The sequence below is a fragment of the Acidovorax sp. 62 genome (assembly GCF_002754495.1).
In the GTDB taxonomy this organism is placed as follows: Bacteria; Pseudomonadota; Gammaproteobacteria; order Burkholderiales; family Burkholderiaceae_C; genus Acidovorax.
In genome coordinates this window covers 4,925,464-4,946,861 of sequence record NZ_PEFJ01000001.1, presented here as the reverse complement: position 1 = coordinate 4,946,861, position 21,398 = coordinate 4,925,464, and the positions used below count along the sequence as shown (strand labels likewise).

At 51.3% G+C, this 21,398-nt stretch carries 14 protein-coding genes; 2 read left to right on the top strand and 12 right to left on the bottom strand.

The features are described from left to right. Positions 1-270: 270 nt before the first annotated feature. The 12 genes from CLU86_RS22185 to CLU86_RS22135 all read right to left on the bottom strand — a co-directional run bounded on the left by CLU86_RS22185 (position 271) and on the right by CLU86_RS22135 (position 18,182). Positions 271-2,544 carry a sugar translocase gene (locus CLU86_RS22185; RefSeq protein WP_199175166.1) on the bottom strand — a complete coding sequence of 758 codons (2,274 nt, stop codon included), beginning with the start codon at positions 2,542-2,544 and terminating at the stop codon, positions 271-273. 19 nt (positions 2,545-2,563) lie between these two features. Further along, positions 2,564-2,977: a GtrA family protein gene (locus CLU86_RS22180; RefSeq protein WP_233195171.1), complete on the bottom strand. Its 414-nt coding sequence runs from the start codon at positions 2,975-2,977 to the stop codon at positions 2,564-2,566. Beyond that, entirely contained in the window at positions 2,968-3,921 is a 954-nt protein-coding gene (locus CLU86_RS22175) for a WxcM-like domain-containing protein (protein ID WP_099743140.1), read from the bottom strand. Before CLU86_RS22175 ends, CLU86_RS22180 begins: the two co-directional genes overlap by 10 nt. After that, the gene (locus tag CLU86_RS22170) at positions 3,918-4,850 is read right to left on the bottom strand and encodes a glycosyltransferase family 2 protein (protein WP_099743139.1); all 933 of its coding nucleotides are present in this window, start codon (positions 4,848-4,850) and stop codon (positions 3,918-3,920) included. The genes CLU86_RS22175 and CLU86_RS22170 overlap by 4 nt, the downstream gene beginning before the upstream one ends. Further along, positions 4,847-5,989, bottom strand: coding sequence for a DegT/DnrJ/EryC1/StrS aminotransferase family protein (locus tag CLU86_RS22165; protein WP_233195170.1), 1,143 nt, complete (start codon positions 5,987-5,989; stop codon positions 4,847-4,849). Before CLU86_RS22165 ends, CLU86_RS22170 begins: the two co-directional genes overlap by 4 nt. A gap of 631 nt (positions 5,990-6,620) precedes the next feature. Then, positions 6,621-8,063: a hypothetical protein gene (locus tag CLU86_RS22750; RefSeq protein WP_143226770.1), complete on the bottom strand. Its 1,443-nt coding sequence runs from the start codon at positions 8,061-8,063 to the stop codon at positions 6,621-6,623. Between the two features lie 204 nt (positions 8,064-8,267). Next, positions 8,268-12,083 (bottom strand): glycosyltransferase, encoded by a 3,816-nt coding sequence (locus tag CLU86_RS22160; protein ID WP_099743138.1) that lies wholly within the window; start codon positions 12,081-12,083, stop codon positions 8,268-8,270. Next, a complete protein-coding gene (locus CLU86_RS22155; protein WP_099743137.1) occupies positions 12,083-14,206 on the bottom strand; it encodes a methyltransferase domain-containing protein in 2,124 nt (707 codons plus the stop codon). The genes CLU86_RS22160 and CLU86_RS22155 overlap by 1 nt, the downstream gene beginning before the upstream one ends. After that, positions 14,203-15,507 (bottom strand): ABC transporter ATP-binding protein, encoded by a 1,305-nt coding sequence (locus CLU86_RS22150; RefSeq protein WP_099743136.1) that lies wholly within the window; start codon positions 15,505-15,507, stop codon positions 14,203-14,205. Before CLU86_RS22150 ends, CLU86_RS22155 begins: the two co-directional genes overlap by 4 nt. Next, positions 15,507-16,295 (bottom strand): ABC transporter permease, encoded by a 789-nt coding sequence (locus CLU86_RS22145; protein ID WP_199175165.1) that lies wholly within the window; start codon positions 16,293-16,295, stop codon positions 15,507-15,509. Before CLU86_RS22145 ends, CLU86_RS22150 begins: the two co-directional genes overlap by 1 nt. 19 nt (positions 16,296-16,314) lie before the next feature. After that, positions 16,315-17,793: a mannose-1-phosphate guanylyltransferase/mannose-6-phosphate isomerase gene (locus CLU86_RS22140; protein ID WP_099743775.1), complete on the bottom strand. Its 1,479-nt coding sequence runs from the start codon at positions 17,791-17,793 to the stop codon at positions 16,315-16,317. An 11-nt stretch (positions 17,794-17,804) separates the two neighbouring features. Further along, on the bottom strand, positions 17,805-18,182 hold the full coding sequence (locus CLU86_RS22135) for a DUF2304 domain-containing protein (RefSeq protein WP_099743134.1): 378 nt from the start codon (positions 18,180-18,182) through the stop codon (positions 17,805-17,807). Positions 18,183-18,523: 341 nt separating this feature from the next. Here CLU86_RS22135 and groES point away from each other — a divergent pair, with 341 nt between their 5' ends. Together groES and groL are read left to right on the top strand one after the other, a co-directional pair. Next, a complete protein-coding gene (gene groES / locus CLU86_RS22130) occupies positions 18,524-18,814 on the top strand; it encodes a co-chaperone GroES (protein WP_099657971.1) in 291 nt (96 codons plus the stop codon). 96 nt (positions 18,815-18,910) lie between these two features. Further along, positions 18,911-20,563 carry a chaperonin GroEL gene (gene groL / locus CLU86_RS22125; RefSeq protein WP_099657970.1) on the top strand — a complete coding sequence of 551 codons (1,653 nt, stop codon included), beginning with the start codon at positions 18,911-18,913 and terminating at the stop codon, positions 20,561-20,563. Positions 20,564-21,398 lie beyond the last annotated feature (835 nt).

Genomic DNA, 21,398 nt, shown 5'->3' with positions numbered 1-21,398 from the left:
AAATATAACTACCACATTGCCACATGTGTTGACTTACCCACCAGAAACCGCTGCCATGCAACAAAACCACAAGGGCTGGCCAAAATCTGTCCTTGCCACAGGGCTGACAAGCCTCTCAGCGTTGCACTAGGTGTATCCGTATCTCGCCGTGACGATGCATTTGTGTTTCATGGCAGCGCTTCGTAATATTTTTGCATTCATTTTATACGACCAGCCAATATGAAATTTGAGCTGATAAAAATCGCTCCCAGTGATCCCCGAAATATTCAATTATTCCTCAAATCGCAAACGCGTAAACCCGATACCAAGCATTCGCAAATCGCCATTCACACCTGCCTCTTTGGGAGAAATGGGATTTTGTGGAATAAATTCGATTGAATCGACGCCCTCAGATTGTAAAACTATCGGCAGCCGGACGTCAGAATCACCCTGCTTTATTACGAGATGGTGGTTTTGATCGCCGACCTTGACAACAACCTTTTGCTCACCATTGCGACTAAACGGCCGGGCAGATAAAACCAGTGTAAATCGTTCGGGAAGGGGCGAGAAAAAATCGAACCGGACGCCCGGAGCAAGATTTGCATCCGACCATCGCCCCCAAGGCTCCGGGACCGAAACACCTGCGACGTCGCGAACAAATTCTGGCCAATTGCGGCGCGTGAAATCAATGCCATCGGAAAAATGAGCTGAATAACGCGCACCTAATTTATCAACGACATATCCGGATCTCTTCATGATTTCGCGACCACTCAGGCCAGACAGATCAGCATTTAAGGCAGAGGGAAGGCGGAAAAACACTACCTGACCATCTACGCGCTTCAGCAGCGGCTCAGCCCCTAACAACGCAGTGAGACGGATAATAAGAGAATCTGCATTGTCTTCAAATCCACGCCGATCGATATAAATTCCAGAAAATCCCATGCGACTGATGACTTCAAGTTGTTTCTCCACCGACTCTTGAGCGAGCGCGCGGTAAAAGAGATCGCCTTCCCGCCCCTTCATACCGGCATAACTCCAACGCAATTCCTTGGAATGCAGGAAACCGACTGCCAGATCATAGGTATGCAAGCGATGAAGTGGTGCAACTTCCGGAAAAGGCATATAAGGCAGCTGATAAATAGCAGCACCGCTTGATATATTTTTTTCTATTTCAGCTACGAAATTTCGATCACTCTCGAAGGCTGCCTTTGTTTGCTCATTGCAGGCTAAACATGCGGATGTCGTTTGGTCATACAGCCCAACTCCGCAAAAAATCAATGCGAATACAAAAAAAGCCATCCTTGATCTTTCTGGGGAAAAGTATCTTTCCACAAAAATTTGCAACAAAATGAAAAATGCTGCTATCGCTCCAAAAGCAATGAAGATGCTAATTCTGTTCCAACCTCGAATAGACGAAGAAATGACAGACGAAAACAAAGAACCCAGTCCACCAATTATTCCAAAGAGAAAAAAAACAAATATTAGCATCACCAACAGTGAAAGCCTAGCATCTGTTTTTCTTCCGGAAAGAGCGGAAATCAAAACAATCAACAAAACTGCCAACCCAGCAGCGCCAACGACGCCTAGCGAAGAGGTGACATTTTCATTAACTAACGGAGTTGCTTCGTTATAGCGTTGCGTCAAAGAAGCCAGGTGAGGCTCTCGGTGCCCGGCCCTTGGCAATATTAGCTGCATCAGCTTAAATCCGTAAATCTCCGCCTCAGATGCAGACCGCACTGCAACCTCTGGATTCTCGCCATTTAAATGTTTATTGAATATATTTGGAGCAATATTTAACAAAACCCCAAAAATCACAAAAAAAATAACAAAGACTGGGGCCTCGGCATATTTAATGCCGCCACTCCTGCAAAACATCGCAAACACACAAACAGAGAAAGCGATTACCCCAAAAAGCGCATAATAAACACCAAAAGACGCAAGAGCAATGGATGAAAAAAATAAAAAAATAATATTTTTTAGCGAAAAAAACTTTCCCTCTGACTCATAAAATGAAAGACAAAGAAAAAAAACAATTGGCACTACAAAGTACCACAAGTAAAACAAATGACCAAGCCTCTGAAAGTGAAACGGCAAAAAAGCAAACAACAAAGAGGCTACAAAGGCAAAAGATTTATTTAACTGGAATGCACGAAAGCTGAAATATGATGCAATAAAAATTGCAGAAAAACTTAATAGAAAAAACAAATTAAGAGCGCCATAATAATTACCGACAACATTGCCAATAATTTTCAGAAGCAATAAATTTCCAGAATCCGATCCTGGATAGTCAAGAAAACTGGATCCAAATGGATAACCACTGCGGGGATTATCAAAAATCCATCCTTCCATTGCACGCAATGTCAGCCAAGAATGGCTCAGACCATCACCTTGATAGATATAGGGGTATGTCAGATCAGGAAAAATACCAGATGGCCAACCTGTCATGAGTACGCTGGCCAAGACAAAAGAAAACACTGCCCCAATGCACCACCAGTGCCATTCCAACTTGAATATTTTCACAAATGAGCAAGCAGGATTATTATTTTCAATTTTACTAATGCTCATGAGGCATCTTTCTCTTTTATCAAGCCTGGCTTGGCTTTTTTCCGCCGAGTACCAACTTGCTCATCAAATATGTTAAAGGGATCATCGCCACTGCCACGACCAAAGGTGCAATCAATTCGCTGATCTGAAAAAATTCCACCAGCCCGCCAAGGCACAGAGCCGAGACCAAATATTGAATAACATAGACTACCGGGTATGCTGCAAGACCCTTCCAAGACAGTGGCACACGAAAAACCACTCTCGCATTGAACCAATAAGAAAAAACAACCCCCACCGCGTATGCAATCAGATATGCAGCGTGGTAGGGGAGAATTGCATTAATACCGACATATACCAGATAAGTAAATCCGGTGTTGATTCCGCCACCAATAATAAAGCGCAGCCAGCGCTGCGCTCGTGGGCCGACAGTCGTTTTACCCACTTTTATGAACACTTCGCAGCGGCATCGACAAACTCGGAATAATTACGAATGTAATCTTTGGTATCATAATAATCCGAAGTAAAAACAAGAAGAACCGCGTCACTGGAGTATTTGTACTGAATACCCCATGTCAGGGGTGGCAAATGAATGCCCATATCCGGCGATTCCAGCAAAACCTCGCAACGAGATTTGCCGTCATCCACTACCACCGCACAGCTTCCTTTGACGCAAATCAGGAACTGGTGGCATTGATGGTGAGCATGTTCCCCGCGCGTTTTTTCACTTGGCACATTGAACACAAGAAAATAGCGCTTCGGCTCAAAAGGAATGTCGTGGGGGAATTCGCCAACCGACAAGTCGCCTCGCATGTCCCGAACCAATTTAAGCTGGTGCAACGTTACATTGCCAACACCAACTTTTATAATTTTCTCTTTCGAGTCGTCAGGTTTTTTAAAATGACTGCCTTTTTTGTCACTCGAAATTTCTGCTTTTACATACCCAGTAATCCTGGCTGGAGAACCTGTAACGATTGCATAAGGAGGAACAGACTTCGTAACTACGGCACCAGCACCCACCATTGCCCCTTGACCAATGGTTATTCCAGGCAGAAGAACCGCACCTCCTCCAACCGAGGCTCCTTTTTCTATTTTTGTGGAAAGAAATGTGTCTGGATAAACTTTGGAGCGAGGAAATTTGTCGTTCGTGAATGTCACGTTTGGGCCGATAAAAACATCATCTTCGATTCGAGTTCCGTTCCACAAATAAACACCGGATTTTACAGTTACACGGTCCCCAATAACGACATCGTCTTCAATAAGGCAATGCGCACATATATTTACATCAACACCAATCTTGGCACCGGGCAAAACAGCGACACATTGCCAAATTTTTGTTCCGTCTCCTATCTGCGTTGATTTGACATCCGCAGAATGATGGATCATCACGTTATTATTCATTTTTGGTTCCTAACCGTTATAGACGTTACAGCGAGTGGCCGCCGCTTGCTATTCTCATACCCCCGCCAAGCGTAAGTCCCAACCAGCCCCAGGCCCAGCAAATTGAGCATCCCAAAGAAGAGCACGACGACCATGGTGGCAGCGTAGCCCGGTACTGGAATGCGCCCCAATAGGTGCGTGGCAAGAACCAGCATTCCCAACGCCGCGGACAACATGCATCCCACCACCCCGATCCGGATTAGTAAACGGATCGGATAGTCGGTGAACGCAAATATACTGTCCATCATGTAGTCAACTTTTTTGCTAAAAGTCCAGCTCGACTTACCTTCTTTCCGCTCAATCCGTTCGTAGCTGACCAGCTTGCGGCGAAACCCCAGCCAAAAAATCAGCGCAATCAGCGAAGAGCGGGACTCTTCCAGCTTGAGCAACTGATCGCGAAAAATCCGGTTGCACCCAAAGACATCGACGCCACCTTCGGGCATGTCATTCACCACCAGCCGGCGATAAAGCCCCCAGAAAAGCCCTGACGCAAGCCGCGAAGCAAAGGGATCGTTGCGCCCCGTTCGCGTGCCAATGGCCACGTCGCATTCATCCAACGAGAGCGCCTTGAAAAAGGCAATCAGCAATTCGGGAGGCTCCTGCAAATCGGCCGCCATTACCCCGAAACAATCGCCGCGTGCGGCCTCTAACCCAGTTCGAATCGCCGGAAAAGAACCGAAATTTCGCGAATGCGCCAACAATTGCGCCGAAAATTCCAATTGGTCTAACGCAGCGCGCAACAACGCAAACGACTGATCTGGACTACCGTCCACGACGAACACGGCCTCCATCTCACCATCAAGCTGACGGTTCATGCTCGACAACGCCTCCAGGAGGCGCTGAATGGAAGCTTCGTTTTTGTAAACAGGAATGACGACCGAGAATTTCATGCTCGCCACGCATTGACAGCGGCCACGACTTGCCGGACCTGTGCTTCAGTCATCTCCGGATAGCAAGGCAAGGTCAGGATTTCTTCGCTCAGGCGTTCGGTATTTTCTAGGCTGAACGAGCCAAAGCGACTACCAAATACGGGCTGACGGTAGTCCGGAATCGGGTAGTGAACTTCAGCGGCAATATCCATCCCGCGCAGGTGCGCACGCAAAGCATCGCGCCAAGCGCTTCGCACTACATACAAATGCGCCACATACTCTGGCCCAGCTGGCGCGGGGAGCAAGACATCCGGGTGGTCGATGTGGGTGGAATACTGCGCAGCAATATCACGCCTGCGGGCGTTCGCAGCATCGAGATCCGGCAGAAACACCGCCAGAATCGCCGCCTGCATTTCATCAAGGCGGCTGTTACGGGCACCGCTAAGCTCGACCCGGTATTTCGTCGTCCAACCGTATTGACGCAAACGCGCCACTTTCTCAGCAATGGCGCCATTGGCAGTGACCACAGCGCCGCCGTCGCCCAGGGCGCCAAGGTTCTTGGTCGGATAAAAACTGAAACTAGCAGCATCGCCAAACGTGCCAACGCGCCGTCCATCAACGCTGGCGCCGTGCGCCTGCGCGCAATCCTCTAGCAAAGGCACGCCCTGCTGGGCGCAACGCTGGGCAATCTGCCCAATCTCCGGGGCAGCCAATCCATACAGGTGGGTGACCACCACCGCCTTGACCCCCGCAGCCAGCGCGCGCTCCACCTCGGACAGGGTGGCATTGCGCGTGGTCAAGTCCACATCGAGAAAGAACGGCTGCGCGCCAATGGCCAGCATGGCCGTCGTGGTGTACATGCCGGCGTTGGCCACCGTAGCCACGCTATCGCCTTGCTCGACGCCGAAAGCCCTGAGTGCCAATTCGATGGCCTCCGTGCCGTTGGCCAGGCTGATGCAGTGCGCACTGCCCAGGTAGTTGGCAAACAACTGCTCGAATTTTTTTACTTCAGGCCCTAACACCAGCCAGCCGCTATCTATCACGCGGTTGGTTGCAAGCTTGATTGGGTTCTCGTAAGCCCTGATACGGGCGGATAAATCATTGATTTGCATAAATATCTTCTTTGCGATGTGTTTTTTAAAAAAATTTCCCGACTTCACAAGGGATTTTCAATAAGGCTAAAAAACAAACAGGAGCATAAAACAGACGACAAATTCACCAAAACTGCAGCGCCCAGCAAATTCTTTACATAAAGTTAGTTGCGAATCAAATAAACAGAATATGTCAACCACAAAAAACAGAAGCGCCCGATCTGGCAATTTGAAATCACATTAAAAAACAATTTGATAAAGTTAAACAAACCAAATAGACAATTATCTCGCACAAAAAACTCAAAAGTGAATTTTAAAATAATAGCAACTAGTGCTTAAACCACAATATTTTCTGAATGAGTTAGTACTGAAAATTACGCGAACAAAGCGCTAGAAGCTCTTTTTGGGAGCAGAACAGGTTGAATCATTAGAAAAATCATTCAGTGTTGAGACGTGTCCGCGGCTTGCAGCAGCCTTGAGTTGAAGCAGTGTTTGCACCGAATTCTTTTGCTGCGTAAGTCACGGCTCGCTGGTCAGATTGATACAGTGCGCATTTTCCGGGTAGTCAGCAAAAAATCGCACGAATTTTTACTCAAGCCCCAATACAAGCCGTTGCTATCAGTCATGCAGTTGGTTGCAAGTTGAGCTTTGCTCATAGAAATTGCGACTCAGGAGATAGATCAATAATCCTCATTAAATATCAATCTATACAATCTCGCCTTGAAATATAAACATATGCCCACAAGAAGCTAAGCATCAAAATCAAACCAATCAAATAGCTACGATGAGAAATCCACGGACCCTGTCGACCAAAATATAATTGCCAGCCCTGGCTCATGTAATCCAAACGATTACCCACAGAAAACATCACTTCTTCACGCAAAATAAAAACAGGAAGACACAATGCCACCGAAAATAACAAAATAAGCGACAAATTTTTCAGTCGAAACTCATTCATTGCAACAAATGCAACGGCAAGTGGAAAGACTGGCATCCACTGACGACTTTCTGAACCCAAGATCAGTATTGGGATATATGCTGAAAAGGCAACGAATAAAGGAAGGCTACTATCGGTTATTAAAAAAGATCGTGCGCAGAAACAAGACATTACAGCAACAATGATTATTGGGCCGAAGTGTAAAAAATGAGAAACCATCGGCTTCAGTGGCGCAGCCATTGCCTGCAAAAACATAAAATAAAGAAGAGGCGGCCCCTTATTGCCAGAGCTCCAGTCAATGAAAAAATGCACTGATAGAGCCCCAACAATCAAAAATACCATTGCAAGAAAAAAATCTTTCTTTGAAAAAATATGCCGAAGCAGGCCAGAACCAGAAATCCACGCCCAAATAAACGCAACGAAAAACAAACCAATCAAAATGAATAATAATGACCAACTCCTTAAATCGGACATTCCTATTTTTTCTCCCGGTGGATGCATGAGAATTTCTGCATCAGATAAATTATTTATCTTTAAAAAAATCCAAGCAACAATGAGCAACAATCCCACAAAAAATACCCCTACCCATCGGTTATTGGGCGATATCTTTTTCAAAACTCCTTCGGTTCCATAGATCGGGAGCGCAGCCAACATGAGAGGAACAACAAACAATCCAGGCATGATCCACACCGACAATGGTATTAGCAATAGCAACGTCTTCTTATAAGATTTTGACCACGCATACAGCGACACAACGGCAAATAACAATGCCACATGATCGCTCAGAATTGGATAATAAATTGGCATAACAAGAAATGGCCAACTAAAAAACAATATTCCTGTTGCAATAGCCGCTATTAGCTTTGAGTTTTTATTTATCAGTGATTCAATAGTTTTGAAGAATAAAGATGCGGCAAAAGACAGGGATACCGCATTAAATATTGCCTGAAAAACAATAATTCCACTCGAATCAAGCCCCGCGCGAGCAGCCAGAACAGACGGCAAAAATCCCGATATACGCATAAGCCGATAAGGATCTTTCTCAATACCCAACCCTGATGCAAGCTTGATTATGTAATCGAGATATACAGATCCATCAAATCCCGCTCCGCCAGCAATAGGAATAAATCCGGTTAACGAATAAATACCAAAGTAAAAAATCAAGGCAATGAAAAATATTTGAGGTGCTTTTATTCTATTTATCATGATCAACTCAAATAATTTTATTTTTAAAAGAAAGTATTAGAAAACGCAAAATACTTTATCAAACATCTTCGAAAATTACATCGCTCGCATTTCCATAAAATCAACATCTTCTAGCACTTTTCAAGGATTATTTAAATTCAAAATAAAACTGATAGCTATACAAGAAAAGCGCTGGTAGTTTTTTCTATAGCGAAATGGCTTTCATCAGTCAGTGCAAGCTCTTTCTGGATGCGATACATGGCAATAGCTTGCCGCATCCGTAGATTGAAGCAGTGTTGTTTGCACCAGTTGAGTAGCACTCTGTTGCCAAGTAAGCCACGGCATAGCATCCGAGCGAGGATGTTTATCTGTTCGGTACAAGGCCAGCCAATCGCACAGGGCTTGGACCAATTCATCGGGTTGCGAGGCGTTGAAGTAGTAGGCGTGCTCGCCAGCCACTTCGCGGAACACCGATATGTCGCGCGCGATGATGGGTAGCTTGTGCTGCGCCGCTTCGATGAGCGGCAGGCCGAAGCCTTCACCATAACTGGCGGCGATCAGGCAAGTGCTGACGGCGTAAATCTTTTCGAGGTATTCGTCGCTGATGCCTTCGAGCCAGAAAAGGCGACTATTCAATTCAGGGTGAGCACCCAATCTTTCGACAGTTTTTGGGATGTCGCGGCGCATAGCGTCAGGTATGCCCTTCCAGCCCTCTTTACCGATAATGACCAAATTAACATCTAGCCCTTGAGCCCAAAGTGCGGTGAACGCTTCGATAGTTTGTAAATAGCCTTTGCGTGGCTCGATAGTTCCAACCATCAAGAAGCTGGGCCGCAAGCTCAGTTGCTCAAATACCTTAGCTGCATTTTCCGGCATGCCTTCACTGGGCGCCGATTTGCCAATATCTGCTCCGAGATGCCACCAATTTGTGTTGTAATGACGGCGATTTTCACTAATAGCGCCTGTCTCTGACTGCCAAGCAGAAAACTCGTCTGCAACGGCTTTTGAAATGCAGATGGCCCCGTCAAAGCTTGAAACGGATTGCAGCCACCTTGTATGGCTTTCGTCTGCCCCTGGCGGAAAAACCTGAGGCATACGAATAGGCAGCAAATCGTATACTACCCAATGTACGCTCACCCCTAAAGCGCGATAACTTTCAAATAAGCCCGCACGCTCCGCTTCGATTAACATGCTGCCAGATATATCCAAACCAAGCATGACGTCACCGACCTGTGGATCGATGGGATCATCTGTTAATGTGGTTTGCGGGCAACCCAATAACCCGAAGGTGTAACTTCTGGCACAACGATGGTGCCACGAACCTCCAGCATTGGTGAGATACACCGGTTCAATCCGATATCCGACTGGTGGAGATTGCAACATTGCAACCACGATGGCCCTGGCAACCCGCTCTATTCCCGTCTTAAGGTCATTACCGCAAGTAGCGGTTACGTCCAGAAATAGCCTTCTAGCTGGTCGTTGTTCGGGCAGGCTGGTCGCAATCGCAGTTGATAAGCGCAAGAGCGCTGCCTTGTCAGGTACGCCCGCCGTATGCGCCGCTATCGCATTGATCAATGCCGAAGTATGCGTTGCGGTGCGCCGATGGAAACGTTCTATTGCGTCAGCATAACGCTTGGCGCACGCCTGCGGCGTATGGCGGGTGTGAATGATCGTTTGTGCCCTAGCACCCCGTGTTCGCCGTTGCTCAGGACTACGCCACAGTTGCTCCATTGCGTCGACAAGCGAAGCATCGGAGAACTCGTCCGGCAATACCCAGACTGCCTCCGAATCGAGCTCTGCCATGGAACCATGGGCATTAACAATCACCGGCAGAGCATGGTTCATGCAGTCCAATACTGCAGCCGAAGTCTCTCCCCTGGAATGCGTGCGCAACTGCACAGCTAAATCAGAGGAAATTAAATACTGCTGAAATATTTCTGGTGTTGCGAAACCAGTAATGGTAATTCGATCTCCGACACCGCATTTTTGCAAAATATTAAGCAGGTTGACACCGTAATCACCACCGTTGTTCTCACCAACAAAAATCAGCCGACAGCGCTTGTCATCTGCCAATGCACTAGCCAACCAAGACTCAAGCAGGCGATGATTCAACTTGGTGCTATCCAAAAATCCGAAACTGCATACGACGAAATCACCCTCGCCGATCCCCAGTTTTTTACGAGCAAACTGCCTGTCGATGCGCTGAGGAGGCGTGCGAACAAGCGGTATGACTTCCCATTCAGTTGAATCAAAGTCTCCGTACCAAGCTTTCGCCAACTCACGCGAGAAATCGGAATGAACAATGACGCCCAAAGCATGTTGCAACACAGGCCAATTGACCGGGTATTTACGCTGCGCCGATTCGGCATCCAAATGGCGCTCCAAAACGGCACCATAACCATGCGATGCATACAGAACATTCGTCCATCTGCCAGCCATCTCGCCATGTCGCTCCTGCCATGCGACCAGTCCACTCAAGAAAAAATCGTGCAGAACCACTGTGCCCGGAATTTCCTCCAACAAAGCAAGCATTTGGCTGTGATACGGGGAATTACCGATTTGGTATATGACGCGCTCCATCGACTGAGCATTAGCACGAAGCCAAGCGGCATCGCGCACCTGCCCACCCAACTTGGTAAAGTCAATTTTTACGCTGTCCTGCGCAACAACCAGCTCAATATCGTAGTGTTCTGCCAGCGCAGGCAGCAGTTCTGCGCTGTAGTCTGCGATACCTGTACGCTCGGGCGGCAGAGGAGAAACAAAAGCCAATCTTGGCTTTCGGTTAGGGGCATCGCAGATGGCTGGCAAAGGCTCAGGCTGCTTTTGCGACAGCCCTTCCCAAGTGGCTATTGCCCGCAATGCGGTTTTATCCCAAGAGAAGCGCTTGCATTGTGCCAGTCCGTGGGCACGCAACTTGGCAATAAACTCCAAATCAGTGAGCGCTTGACCAATTTTGTCTCGAATTGCGATGACATTCAGAGGGTCAAATAGCGCGTCCTCCAGCCCAATCACTTCAGGCAGGCTGGTGGTGTTTGCGCCTATCACTGGTGCTCCACTGGCCATGGCTTCCAGCGCGGGCAGGCCGAAGCCTTCGTGCCACGATGGAAACACGTAAAGCTTGCAAAGGTTGTAAAGCTGCACCAACTCTTCATCGCTGACGTAACCACTGAATTGCAACTCATCTGGCTGTAAACCGTGAGCTCGGGCAATACGGTGAAGTTCTGCGATATTGCCAGCGGGCATTTTGCCAGCGAATAAAAGTTGGTGAGTTGTGCGCAGCGCGGTCGGAAGGGCAGACCAAGCTTCAATCAAACGAGGCAGGTTTTTTCGCTCGTCCGCGCCGCCGGTATAGAGAACAAAGGGGCGCGTGATCCCAATTTTGCGATATAGAGCGAGGACATGCTCCTCGCTTACTACGGCAGGTCGAAATTCTGAACCAATTGCTGTAGAAACATCAACAATACGAGAAGCTTCGAAATTTAAGCAATCCAACCCTTCTTGACGGGTATATGCTGATATAGCAAGTAATACCCCAGCATGCATAAGCCATTGAATTTTACGCCCGTAATAATCCGCATACTGTAAGTTAGACTTCAGATATTGATCCGAATTCAGAAGTGGAATCAGATCATATAGGCTCACGCTGACCAGCGCTTGGCGCTCAAATCGCCCGATGCTGGACACAGCGTCATCCTCAAAGCCCTCAAACAGACTGGTGATGTGGATGACGTCCGGCCGCAAGCTGGCAATAAAGGCCTCGCGAACCAACTCTGCCACTTCGCGACGGCTACGATTGTTAGGCTCCTCTTCCTTAACCGGACCAGGGGCAAGCCAGACGCGGATACTTTCTTGGGGGAGCAGACCTTCAAATGCGGCACGAATGGGCACAATGGTGCTCGCGAATAGCCCATTGAGGACAAGCAGCACTTCATGCTTCCCGCGGTTACGGACGACCGCCTGGGCAAATGCAAGGGCGTAGCGCCCAATACCACGAAAGCGGCTTTCGGTTTGCGCGCCCTGCATATCGATGACAATCCGCATCAATTTGTCCCCGTATTGTTTTTGATGGCTGTCTGGAGATCTGCGTAAATCTGACGAGCGCGAGGCGGGAGGCTTGCCAACTCGGGTGACACCAGTACCTGTGGCGTGTGTGGTGTTCTCGGGTGCGATATGTTTGTTGACGCGGCTGTCGTAACGCCTCCACGGCGGGCTACCCCGAGCAGTTGCTGGTACAGGGCCGGGTAGCGTAAAAGCCATTGGTTGATACTGTGACTGAGCCGTGGTCTGCGCAGCACAGCAGTCATAAGGCGCATGAGCGGACGCTCAAACACAACGATGGCGTGGTGAATGATCACATTGACGCAACTTCGCAGAGCGTGAAGCGGACGAAGCACCAAGCCAGATGCAAGCCGGAGAGGGGCGGTGATACGCCAAGATGCGCTCTGCCGCAGGGCATTGCGTTCGGTCTCCAGCGCACTAGCTTGTTGCCTCCAACAGAGTGAGTCCTCGATCAACTTATCAATACGCTTTTGCTGTCCATGCACCAATGCGCTGGCTTCGTCGGCGCGCTCTTGCACCACAGCCAGTTGCCTCTCCAATTTTTCCGCAAGCGAGGCTTGCGCCTGTACAACATCCCCCAACTGCTTTAAGGAGTCTCCGAACAGGCCAAGCTCCCGCGAAGGAATATCGTTGACAGGCTTCATCATCTGGTGACGCTGACGCCCATCCGAATTGACTTGATGCTGAATATGGCGAATAGAGAGCTTTTGCACCTGAATCGCCTCCTCAGTTGCCTTCATCCAGGCTTCTATAGGCTGCTGCAAAGGCTTGTCTGTCTCACATACATCCAAGTCCAGCAAGGTCTGGTGCATAAGCCCAAAAGACCATTCAGCCAATGGTCTTTGCCATAATACAGAAGCCCAAGTGCGATAGGGCTGAGGCAACCCATAGGGGCTGATGGAAATAGTGCGCAAAGGATCTGGGTCGTCTACAGCGCCAGTGGTTACTTCTCGCACAAAAATGAAAAACGATAAAAAGGGGTTTCCGGGCCACACACAATCCTGTGCCCGATCTGAGATCGAACCGTAATCAATCACATAGGTAGCACCATCGTCCGCAACCAGCACATTCCATGTGCGTACGTCGTCGTGGTAGAGCCCAAATTTTTCGAGCACAGCCAGTTGCCTAAGTACAGCAAGCAGCACGGCGCGATGATTAATAGTAATACCGCATTGCAGCAAATCAAGAAGCAACCGGCCGGGAATGCGTTGTGCTGCCAACCAAGCAGACGCATCTGTTTCCCCAAATGAAACCAGGGCAGCAGATGGAAAATCCCCTGGGGGATTTTCCATAAACTGCACCTCCCTCTTAAATTCAGATTTATTGTGCTTACCCCTCGGATGATCGAAACGGTAAGTTTTTAAAATACAGTCATCACTAAAGAAATAACGACGGCTACCTTGATGGGTGTTATGTGCGAACACATGCGGATCGGCAGACCAATTTTTAAATAATTCGGCCCGCCCCGCCAAAATCCAATACCGATTACTTGCAACGAATAGAGGCCGTGGAATCGAAGCAAGATGAGTTGCATGGCGGGCGATCTCATACACGAATGCAATGGTGTCAAGCAAGGTGCGCGGGTCTTCGGGCTGAGAGGGAGCCCAATACAAAGGCTCCTCGCGCAAAGCCATTTCGACAATCAGTGCGCCGCTGGTATTGGCAACGCGTTCGAGCAATGCCTTAACCGCGCCAGCACCTTTTTCATGAACGATGTGATGGAAGACACTCAGCCCCAAAACAAGGTCGTAGCAACCCGATTCAAGGCGCTCAACGGCATCTTCCACTCTCCCAGTCTCAAAACTGGCGTTCAAGTGCGGGTTGGCTAGCGCAAGCGCACTGCACACTGCAACGTTTTTATCGAGGTAGTCCACACCGTGGACTTTCGCCCCGCGCTCGGCGAGGCTAAGGCTGAAGTAGCCTTGGGCACAGCCAAGGTCAAGCACATTTAGGGGCCTGCCAAGCTGGCGTTGCAATGAGTCATGTATACGTGCGATTTCTTCAAGTCGATCAAAACAAGGGCGTGATACTTGGCCAGACAGCTCGGGGTAACCATAAATGGGCTGATAAATTTCTGGCAGATCGGATACAAGTTTTTCAATCATGGTGCGACGCTCTCAGTTTGGGCATTGAGAGCATGAAACGATGCTTGCATATCCACGATTCCCCAAAACTGTAGTGCGCGACCTACGTGTATCAGCACCGAGTCATAGCGGCGGTCCAGAGGAATTAGTTCCTGCAATGGATTGCCGGAGGAAACGCCAAAAGACACCAGATAGTGTCCTTCATTAAGGGTTAATGGCAGTGAGAACTTAAACACCTTTACATCACCAGCACTTGCAGAGATGTTTTCACGCCCCTGAGTAGAAATAAAAGAATTGGTGCCGTAAAGAAAAATTCCTTCTAATGTCTTGATTAAAAAACCTGGAACGACATTATCAAAATCTACGTCAAAACGAACCTTGAAATAAAAATCTGTTACAGCATTACTCTCGATGCGTGAAGGGTACCGCTGTCCATCAGCAACAAAGAGGTAATCAATAATGACTGCGCCGCCGTGGCCCCAGCGGTGTTCTTCGCGATGGTAGCCCGGGTGAGTATGAAAATCGTCACTTACCCCTATTAAAAGCGCATTTTCGGCGGACATTTCGGTTTCAATCAGCGCAACGCTCTCTGTTTTACGCTTGCCGAAGAGTTCATCCATGTACTTGTTGGTAACAACACGGGATAAGCCATCCTCCTCAACGCAGCCTTTTTTGAGCATGATGGCGCGCTCACAGTGTTTGACAACATCTCCCGGACTGTGCGACACAAGAAGTAGAGTGGTGCCTTGTTCTTTGAACTGGGCAATTCGCTGATAACACTTGGCCTGAAAGTAGGCATCACCCACCGACAGCGCTTCATCCACGATCAGTACGGCAGGGCGCACGGCGGTGGCCACACTGAAGGCCAAGCGCATTTGCATACCGCTGGAGTACATGCGAACCGGGCGGTCAATGTAATCGCCGATTTCGGCAAACGCCTCAATGGCGGGCATGCAGGCAGCAATTTCATCCCCTTGCAGTCCTAGGAGCTGCCCAGCCATAAAGACATTTTGCCGCCCGGTGAAGTCGGGATGAAAACCCATGCCTAACTCTAATAATGCAGCCACACGCCCCTCGATCTGCACACTGCCGCAGGTGGGCTGCGTGGTACCGGTAATGATTTTGAGCAGAGTACTTTTGCCCGCGCCATTGACGCCGACAATGCCGACGGCTTCACCAGGGTTGATGGTGATGTTGATGTCGCGCAGCACCCAGGTTTTGTCGTGACAGGGCTTGCCAGTCAACCACTCACGCACACGCGCCCATTTGCCGGGGTAGCGCTTGTAGGCCTTACTGACGTTCGAAACAACAAGCTTGCCCATCAGAGTTCATCCACCAGTTCGCCCACGCGCGACAGAAAGAAGCGCGCGCCCAAAATCAAGAAAAAAACCGTGAGTGCGACCAACGGGGCTAGGCTAGCAACGTCAGGCAGGCGCTGGTCCAAAAAAATACCCTGGTAAGCCACCATCAAAGGTTGCAAGGGGTTGTATTGCAATACGTTGCGCGCGGCGGCTGGCATCGAGTCAAACACATAAACGATCGGCGTGAGCCAGAACCAGAACTGCATCACAACGCCCGTGAGTTGACCCACGTCCCTAAAAAACACGTTTAGCGTGCCCAAAAAAATACCCAGACCCAAGGTGAACAGCACTTGCAGCACCAGTAGCGGCACTGCGGCCAGCAGTAGCCAGCCCGGCCAGTGGTCAATAAACGCCAAGAAGATCAGGTACAGGCCAAACACAATGGCAAAGTTGACCAACGCCGACGCCGCCACAATGGCCGGCAGGCAGATGCGCGGAAAATTGGATTTTTTGATCAGGTTGCCGTGTTCCAAAAACACGCCATTCAGGCGCCCGAGCATTTCGGCAAACAAGCCCCAAGTGATGACGCCGGCGCACAGGTAGATACTGAAGGCAAACGGCGTTTGCTCATGCCCTGCAAGCTGGGGTCGCATAAGCTGACCAAAAACCACAGTGTAGATAACGATCATGGCAAGGGGGTTGGCCAAGGACCAGAATGCGCCCAGCAGCGATTCACGGTATTTACCCTGAAATTCGCGCAGTACGCTACTCCAGACAAAGCTGCGATAGGCCCACAGGGCCTTGAGCATAGGTAAGCCGGGCATTTGATCAAGCCGCGCGGCTGGTCTGCACAGCCGGAGCTACTCGGCCATAAGTGTCTTCGAAGCGTACGATGTCATCTTCGCCCAAGTAGCTGCCTGACTGCACTTCAATGATCTCAAGGGGCACCCTGCCTGGATTGGTCAAACGATGCACATGCCCCAAAGGAATGAAAGTCGATTCGTTTTCCCCAAGCAAGAGCACTTTATCCCCGTTGGTGACCTCTGCAGTTCCTTTCACCACGATCCAGTGCTCCGCGCGATGGTGGTGCATTTGCAGGCTAAGGCTGGCACCAGGGTTGACCACAATGCGCTTAACTTGAAAGCGCTCGCCACTGTCAATGCTGTCGTACCAACCCCAAGGCCGGTGCACTTTGCGGTGCGACGACGCTAAGCTACGCTTCTGGGCTTTAAGCTCAGCTACGATTTTCTTGACATCTTGAGTGCGACGCTTGTCAGCCACCAAAACTGCGTCTGGGGTTTCGACCACAACAATGTGGTCCACACCTACGGCCGCAACTAGGCGGCTTTCTGAAAACAACAGGCTGTCGCTTGTGTCGATGGCCAGAGTATGGCCGGTATGTGCGTTACCGTTGGCATCGTGGGGAAGTACGTCCCACAGAGCATCCCAAGCCCCCAGATCCGACCAGCCAGCATCCAAAGGCACTACGCGTGCAGGAATACCCAAGATATCGTTACCAGGCAGATGTTCCATCACAGCGTAGTCGATGGAGTCGGCCGGACAGGCGGCAAAGATATCAGCATGGGGGCGGATGAAATCCATGTCACGACTGCTTTGCGACATGGCATTCCGGCAGGCTTGCAGCATGGTGGGCTGCAGCGCCTCCATGGCTTTGATCCATTGATCCGCCCTCACCATGAAAAGGCCGCTGTTCCACAAATAGTTGCCGCTGTCCACATAGGCCTGCGCCAGTTCTTGGCTGGGCTTTTCCTCAAAACTTTGGATGCCGAAGGCATCCACATCCTGTATTGGCTGGGCTTTTTGAATGTAGCCATAACCGGTTTCTGGACGGTTAGCCACGATACCGAATGTGACCATGGCACCCTCTTGCGCCAAGGGCCAGGCGGCCTCCACAGCCCGATGCAGCTTCTCAGGCTGAGTCATGACGTGGTCAGCGGGCATCGCCAGCATGATGGCTCGCGGCTGGGCTGCCAGCGCAGCCAGGGTCAGCGCAGGCGCCGTATTTCGGCCCACTGGCTCCAGGACAAGTTGTGCACCTTGGAGGCCAGCATCGTGCAGTTGCTGCGCGGCCAGAAAGCGGTGTTCCGCGTTGCAAACCACCAAGGGCGCAGCCTTGGTGATGGCAGAACTCAATCCATTGAGCCGCAATGCCGTGTCTTGCAGCATGGAGACACCGTTACCGCTGAGTGCCAAAAACTGTTTGGGATAGGTCTCCCGCGAAAGTGGCCACAGGCGCGTGCCCGAGCCGCCGCACAGGATGACTGGAAGGAGGTGGTGAGAGGTCATTTCGAAAAAAATCAATCCGATGAAGATTCCAACGCTGGTGCGTTAGCTTGTCGCTGAGCATCAAGGTCTGCCTGAAGCAACGCCAAGCGCTGGTTGAGCCGACGCACATCGCGCTCTATGCGCGTATTCACCATGTCGGAGTGCAGTGATTTCACCAAAAGCACCATACATGCGAGCAAGAGCAGCAACGCGGGTGGATAGCTGATCCCAAGCAATGCCGCCAGCTTGTCAATCAGCCCTGGCCATGCACCCAACAATGCAGCGGCTCCCGCCACCAGCACCCAGAAAAGACCATGCATCACATAGAGATGGTCTCTGCGAATGAGATGAAGGATCAGCGCCGCAAGGCCAATGCCCATTAGCGTGGTGGTCAGTTGCAAGGACGCCATTCGGTTTTGATGAGAGTGAGCGCCCCACTCTGCATCGCAAGAGTGTTTACAGGGCAAGAGGCGCAGAGTAGGAAACGCCTGGGAAAGTCGAAGATGGGCTGACTCCCCCTCTCCACAGCGTTCAGTGTGTTGTCAGATTGTATATAGCGGGTAAAGCGTCCCGAGTTGGCCCCAGGTAAAAGTTGTGAGGTACGCCAGAGGCTCAGCCCTTGAAATGCCATCAAATGCCCCTATCATTAGCACTCACACAGGCAGAGTGCTAACAATGCCGTGCCATTAATTGCAAAGCGCTGGGGATGGCCTCTGGCGCGCCACGTAACTTTCATCACAGGAGAGATCCAATGAACCTTCGCCCTCTGCACGACCGCGTGATTGTCAAGCGCATCGAAAGCGAAACAACGACCGCTTCCGGCATCGTGATCCCTGACAACGCTGCAGAAAAGCCTGACCAAGGTGAAGTGCTGGCCGTGGGCCCTGGCAAGAAGAACGACAAGGGTGACGTGATCGCCCTGAACGTGAAGGTCGGCGACCGCGTTCTGTTCGGCAAGTACTCGGGCCAGACCGTCAAGGTCGATGGCAACGAGCTGCTGGTCATGAAAGAAGACGATTTGTTCGCAGTGGTCGAGAAGTAATTCTCTCTCCCTGCTGATTTACTCATTTTTTCATAGCTGCCCGCGCTTTCCAGACAAGCGCTGGCAGCCAGTTTGAACCCAATTTAGGAGCTCCAAATGGCAGCAAAAGACGTAGTTTTCGGCGGCGAAGCCCGCGCTCGCATGGTTGAAGGCGTGAACATCCTGGCCAACGCGGTCAAGGTGACCCTGGGCCCCAAGGGCCGCAATGTGGTGCTGGAGCGCTCGTTCGGCGCCCCTACCGTGACCAAGGACGGTGTGTCCGTGGCAAAGGAAATCGAACTCAAGGACAAGCTGCAGAACATGGGCGCCCAGCTCGTGAAGGAAGTGGCCTCCAAGACTTCGGACAACGCTGGTGACGGCACCACCACCGCCACCGTGCTGGCACAAGCCATCGTTCGCGAAGGCTTCAAGTACGTGGCCGCTGGCATCAACCCAATGGACCTGAAGCGCGGTATCGACAAGGCTGTTGCAGCCCTGGTGATCGAGCTGAAGAAGGCTTCCAAGCCCACTACCACTTCCAAGGAAATCGCCCAAGTGGGTTCGATCTCCGCCAACTCCGACGAAACCATCGGCAAGCTGATCGCTGACGCCATGGACAAGGTTGGCAAGGAAGGCGTGATCACCGTGGAAGACGGCAAGTCGCTGGAAAGCGAACTGGACGTCGTGGAAGGCATGCAGTTTGACCGCGGCTACCTGTCGCCCTACTTCATCAACAACCCAGAAAAGCAATCCGCCATTCTGGACAACCCCTTCGTGCTGCTGTTCGACAAGAAGATCAGCAACATCCGCGACCTGCTGCCTACGCTGGAGCAAGTTGCCAAGGCTGGCCGTCCTCTGCTGATCATTGCCGAAGAAGTCGACGGCGAAGCCCTGGCTACGCTGGTGGTCAACACGATCCGCGGCATCCTGAAGGTTGTGGCTGTGAAGGCTCCTGGCTTCGGCGACCGCCGCAAGGCCATGCTGGAAGACATCGCCATCCTGACGGGCGGCAAGGTCATCGCTGAAGAAGTGGGCCTGACCCTGGAAAAGGTCACCCTGGCCGACCTGGGCCAAGCCAAGCGCATCGAAGTGGGCAAGGAAAACACCATCATCATCGACGGTGCTGGCGCTGCCGCTGACATCGAAGCCCGCGTCAAGCAAGTGCGCGTGCAGATCGAAGAAGCCACTTCCGACTACGACCGCGAAAAGCTGCAAGAGCGCGTGGCCAAGCTGGCTGGCGGTGTGGCCGTGATCAAGGTTGGCGCTGCCACCGAAGTCGAAATGAAGGAAAAGAAGGCCCGCGTGGAAGACGCACTGCACGCTACCCGTGCAGCTGTGGAAGAAGGCGTTGTGGCTGGCGGCGGCGTGGCTCTGCTGCGTGCCAAGCAAGCTGTGGGTGACTCGGTCAAGGGCGACAACGCCGACCAAGAAGCCGGTATCAAGCTGGTGCTCAAGGCCATCGAAGCCCCCCTGCGCGAAATCGTGAACAACGCTGGTGGCGAAGCCTCGGTGGTGGTGAACGCTGTGTTGGCCGGCAAGGGCAACTACGGCTTCAACGCCTCCAACGACACGTACGGCGACATGCTCGAGCTGGGCATTCTGGACCCCACAAAGGTCACCCGCACGGCCCTGCAAAACGCGGCCTCCGTGGCATCGCTGCTGCTGACGACCGAAGCCATGGTGGCAGAGGCTCCGAAGGAAGAAGCCGGTGCTGGCGGCGGCATGCCTGACATGGGCGGCATGGGTGGTATGGGCGGCATGGGCATGTAATGGCCCAGGCGCTCTGACCCCAGAGCCCTACACAAAGCCCGCAGGCCTTCTGGCCTGCGGGCTTTTTTCATGGTGCAGCGCCGCCTCCTGGTATGCCTTGCGTCGATCCTTGGAGCGCACGGCTGATGGCGTTCAAAGGGATGTGGTGGATCAATGCCCCATAGCGGTATGAAAGGCTTGTGGTGCGCGAGCAAGCCCCGACCACACCGACCCATCGCACGCACCATCGCGCCTAAGCGATATCGGCAGTTAACGCTTATCCACAATTGGCAACCCGCATGGGTTGGCCCGTCATTTTTCTTGGAAAAATGATTTTGCAACGCCTGGATACACTCGCCCTCACTCGGCCACTGCCGGTGGTATTCCAGGCGATCACTCGTGCAGCACACCGCCTTGGCATCGCATTCTTCCTCACGCCATGGCCTTCACATCCCCTACCGTCACTGTCCTTGACCTCACCGCGCGCCTGGGTCTGTATTCGCTGGCGCAACTGGGTGTGGCCAATGTTTCGGGGCCAGGCCCCTGGCTGCAAATTCCCCTGGCAGACGCCACCGTAGCCCCAAGAATTGACTGGCTTCGCCCCGCCAGCGCCAAAGAACTGAGCTTGCCCTCCCCGGCCAGCGCAGCGGTCACCTTGCTGATCGGCCCAGGCTCGGTGAATCTGCTGCGCACCACCCTGGAATGGCTGGCAGCGTTTCGTCCGCCCGCTGTCTGGGCATTCTTGATGCCCAACGCGCTCATGGAGGAGTCTGTCCTTCGGTCTGCACCGGCACAGCACCTGGCAAACCTCCAGGCGTACCAGCTGCCCGACAGCAGCCCTCAAACTTTGTGGTTC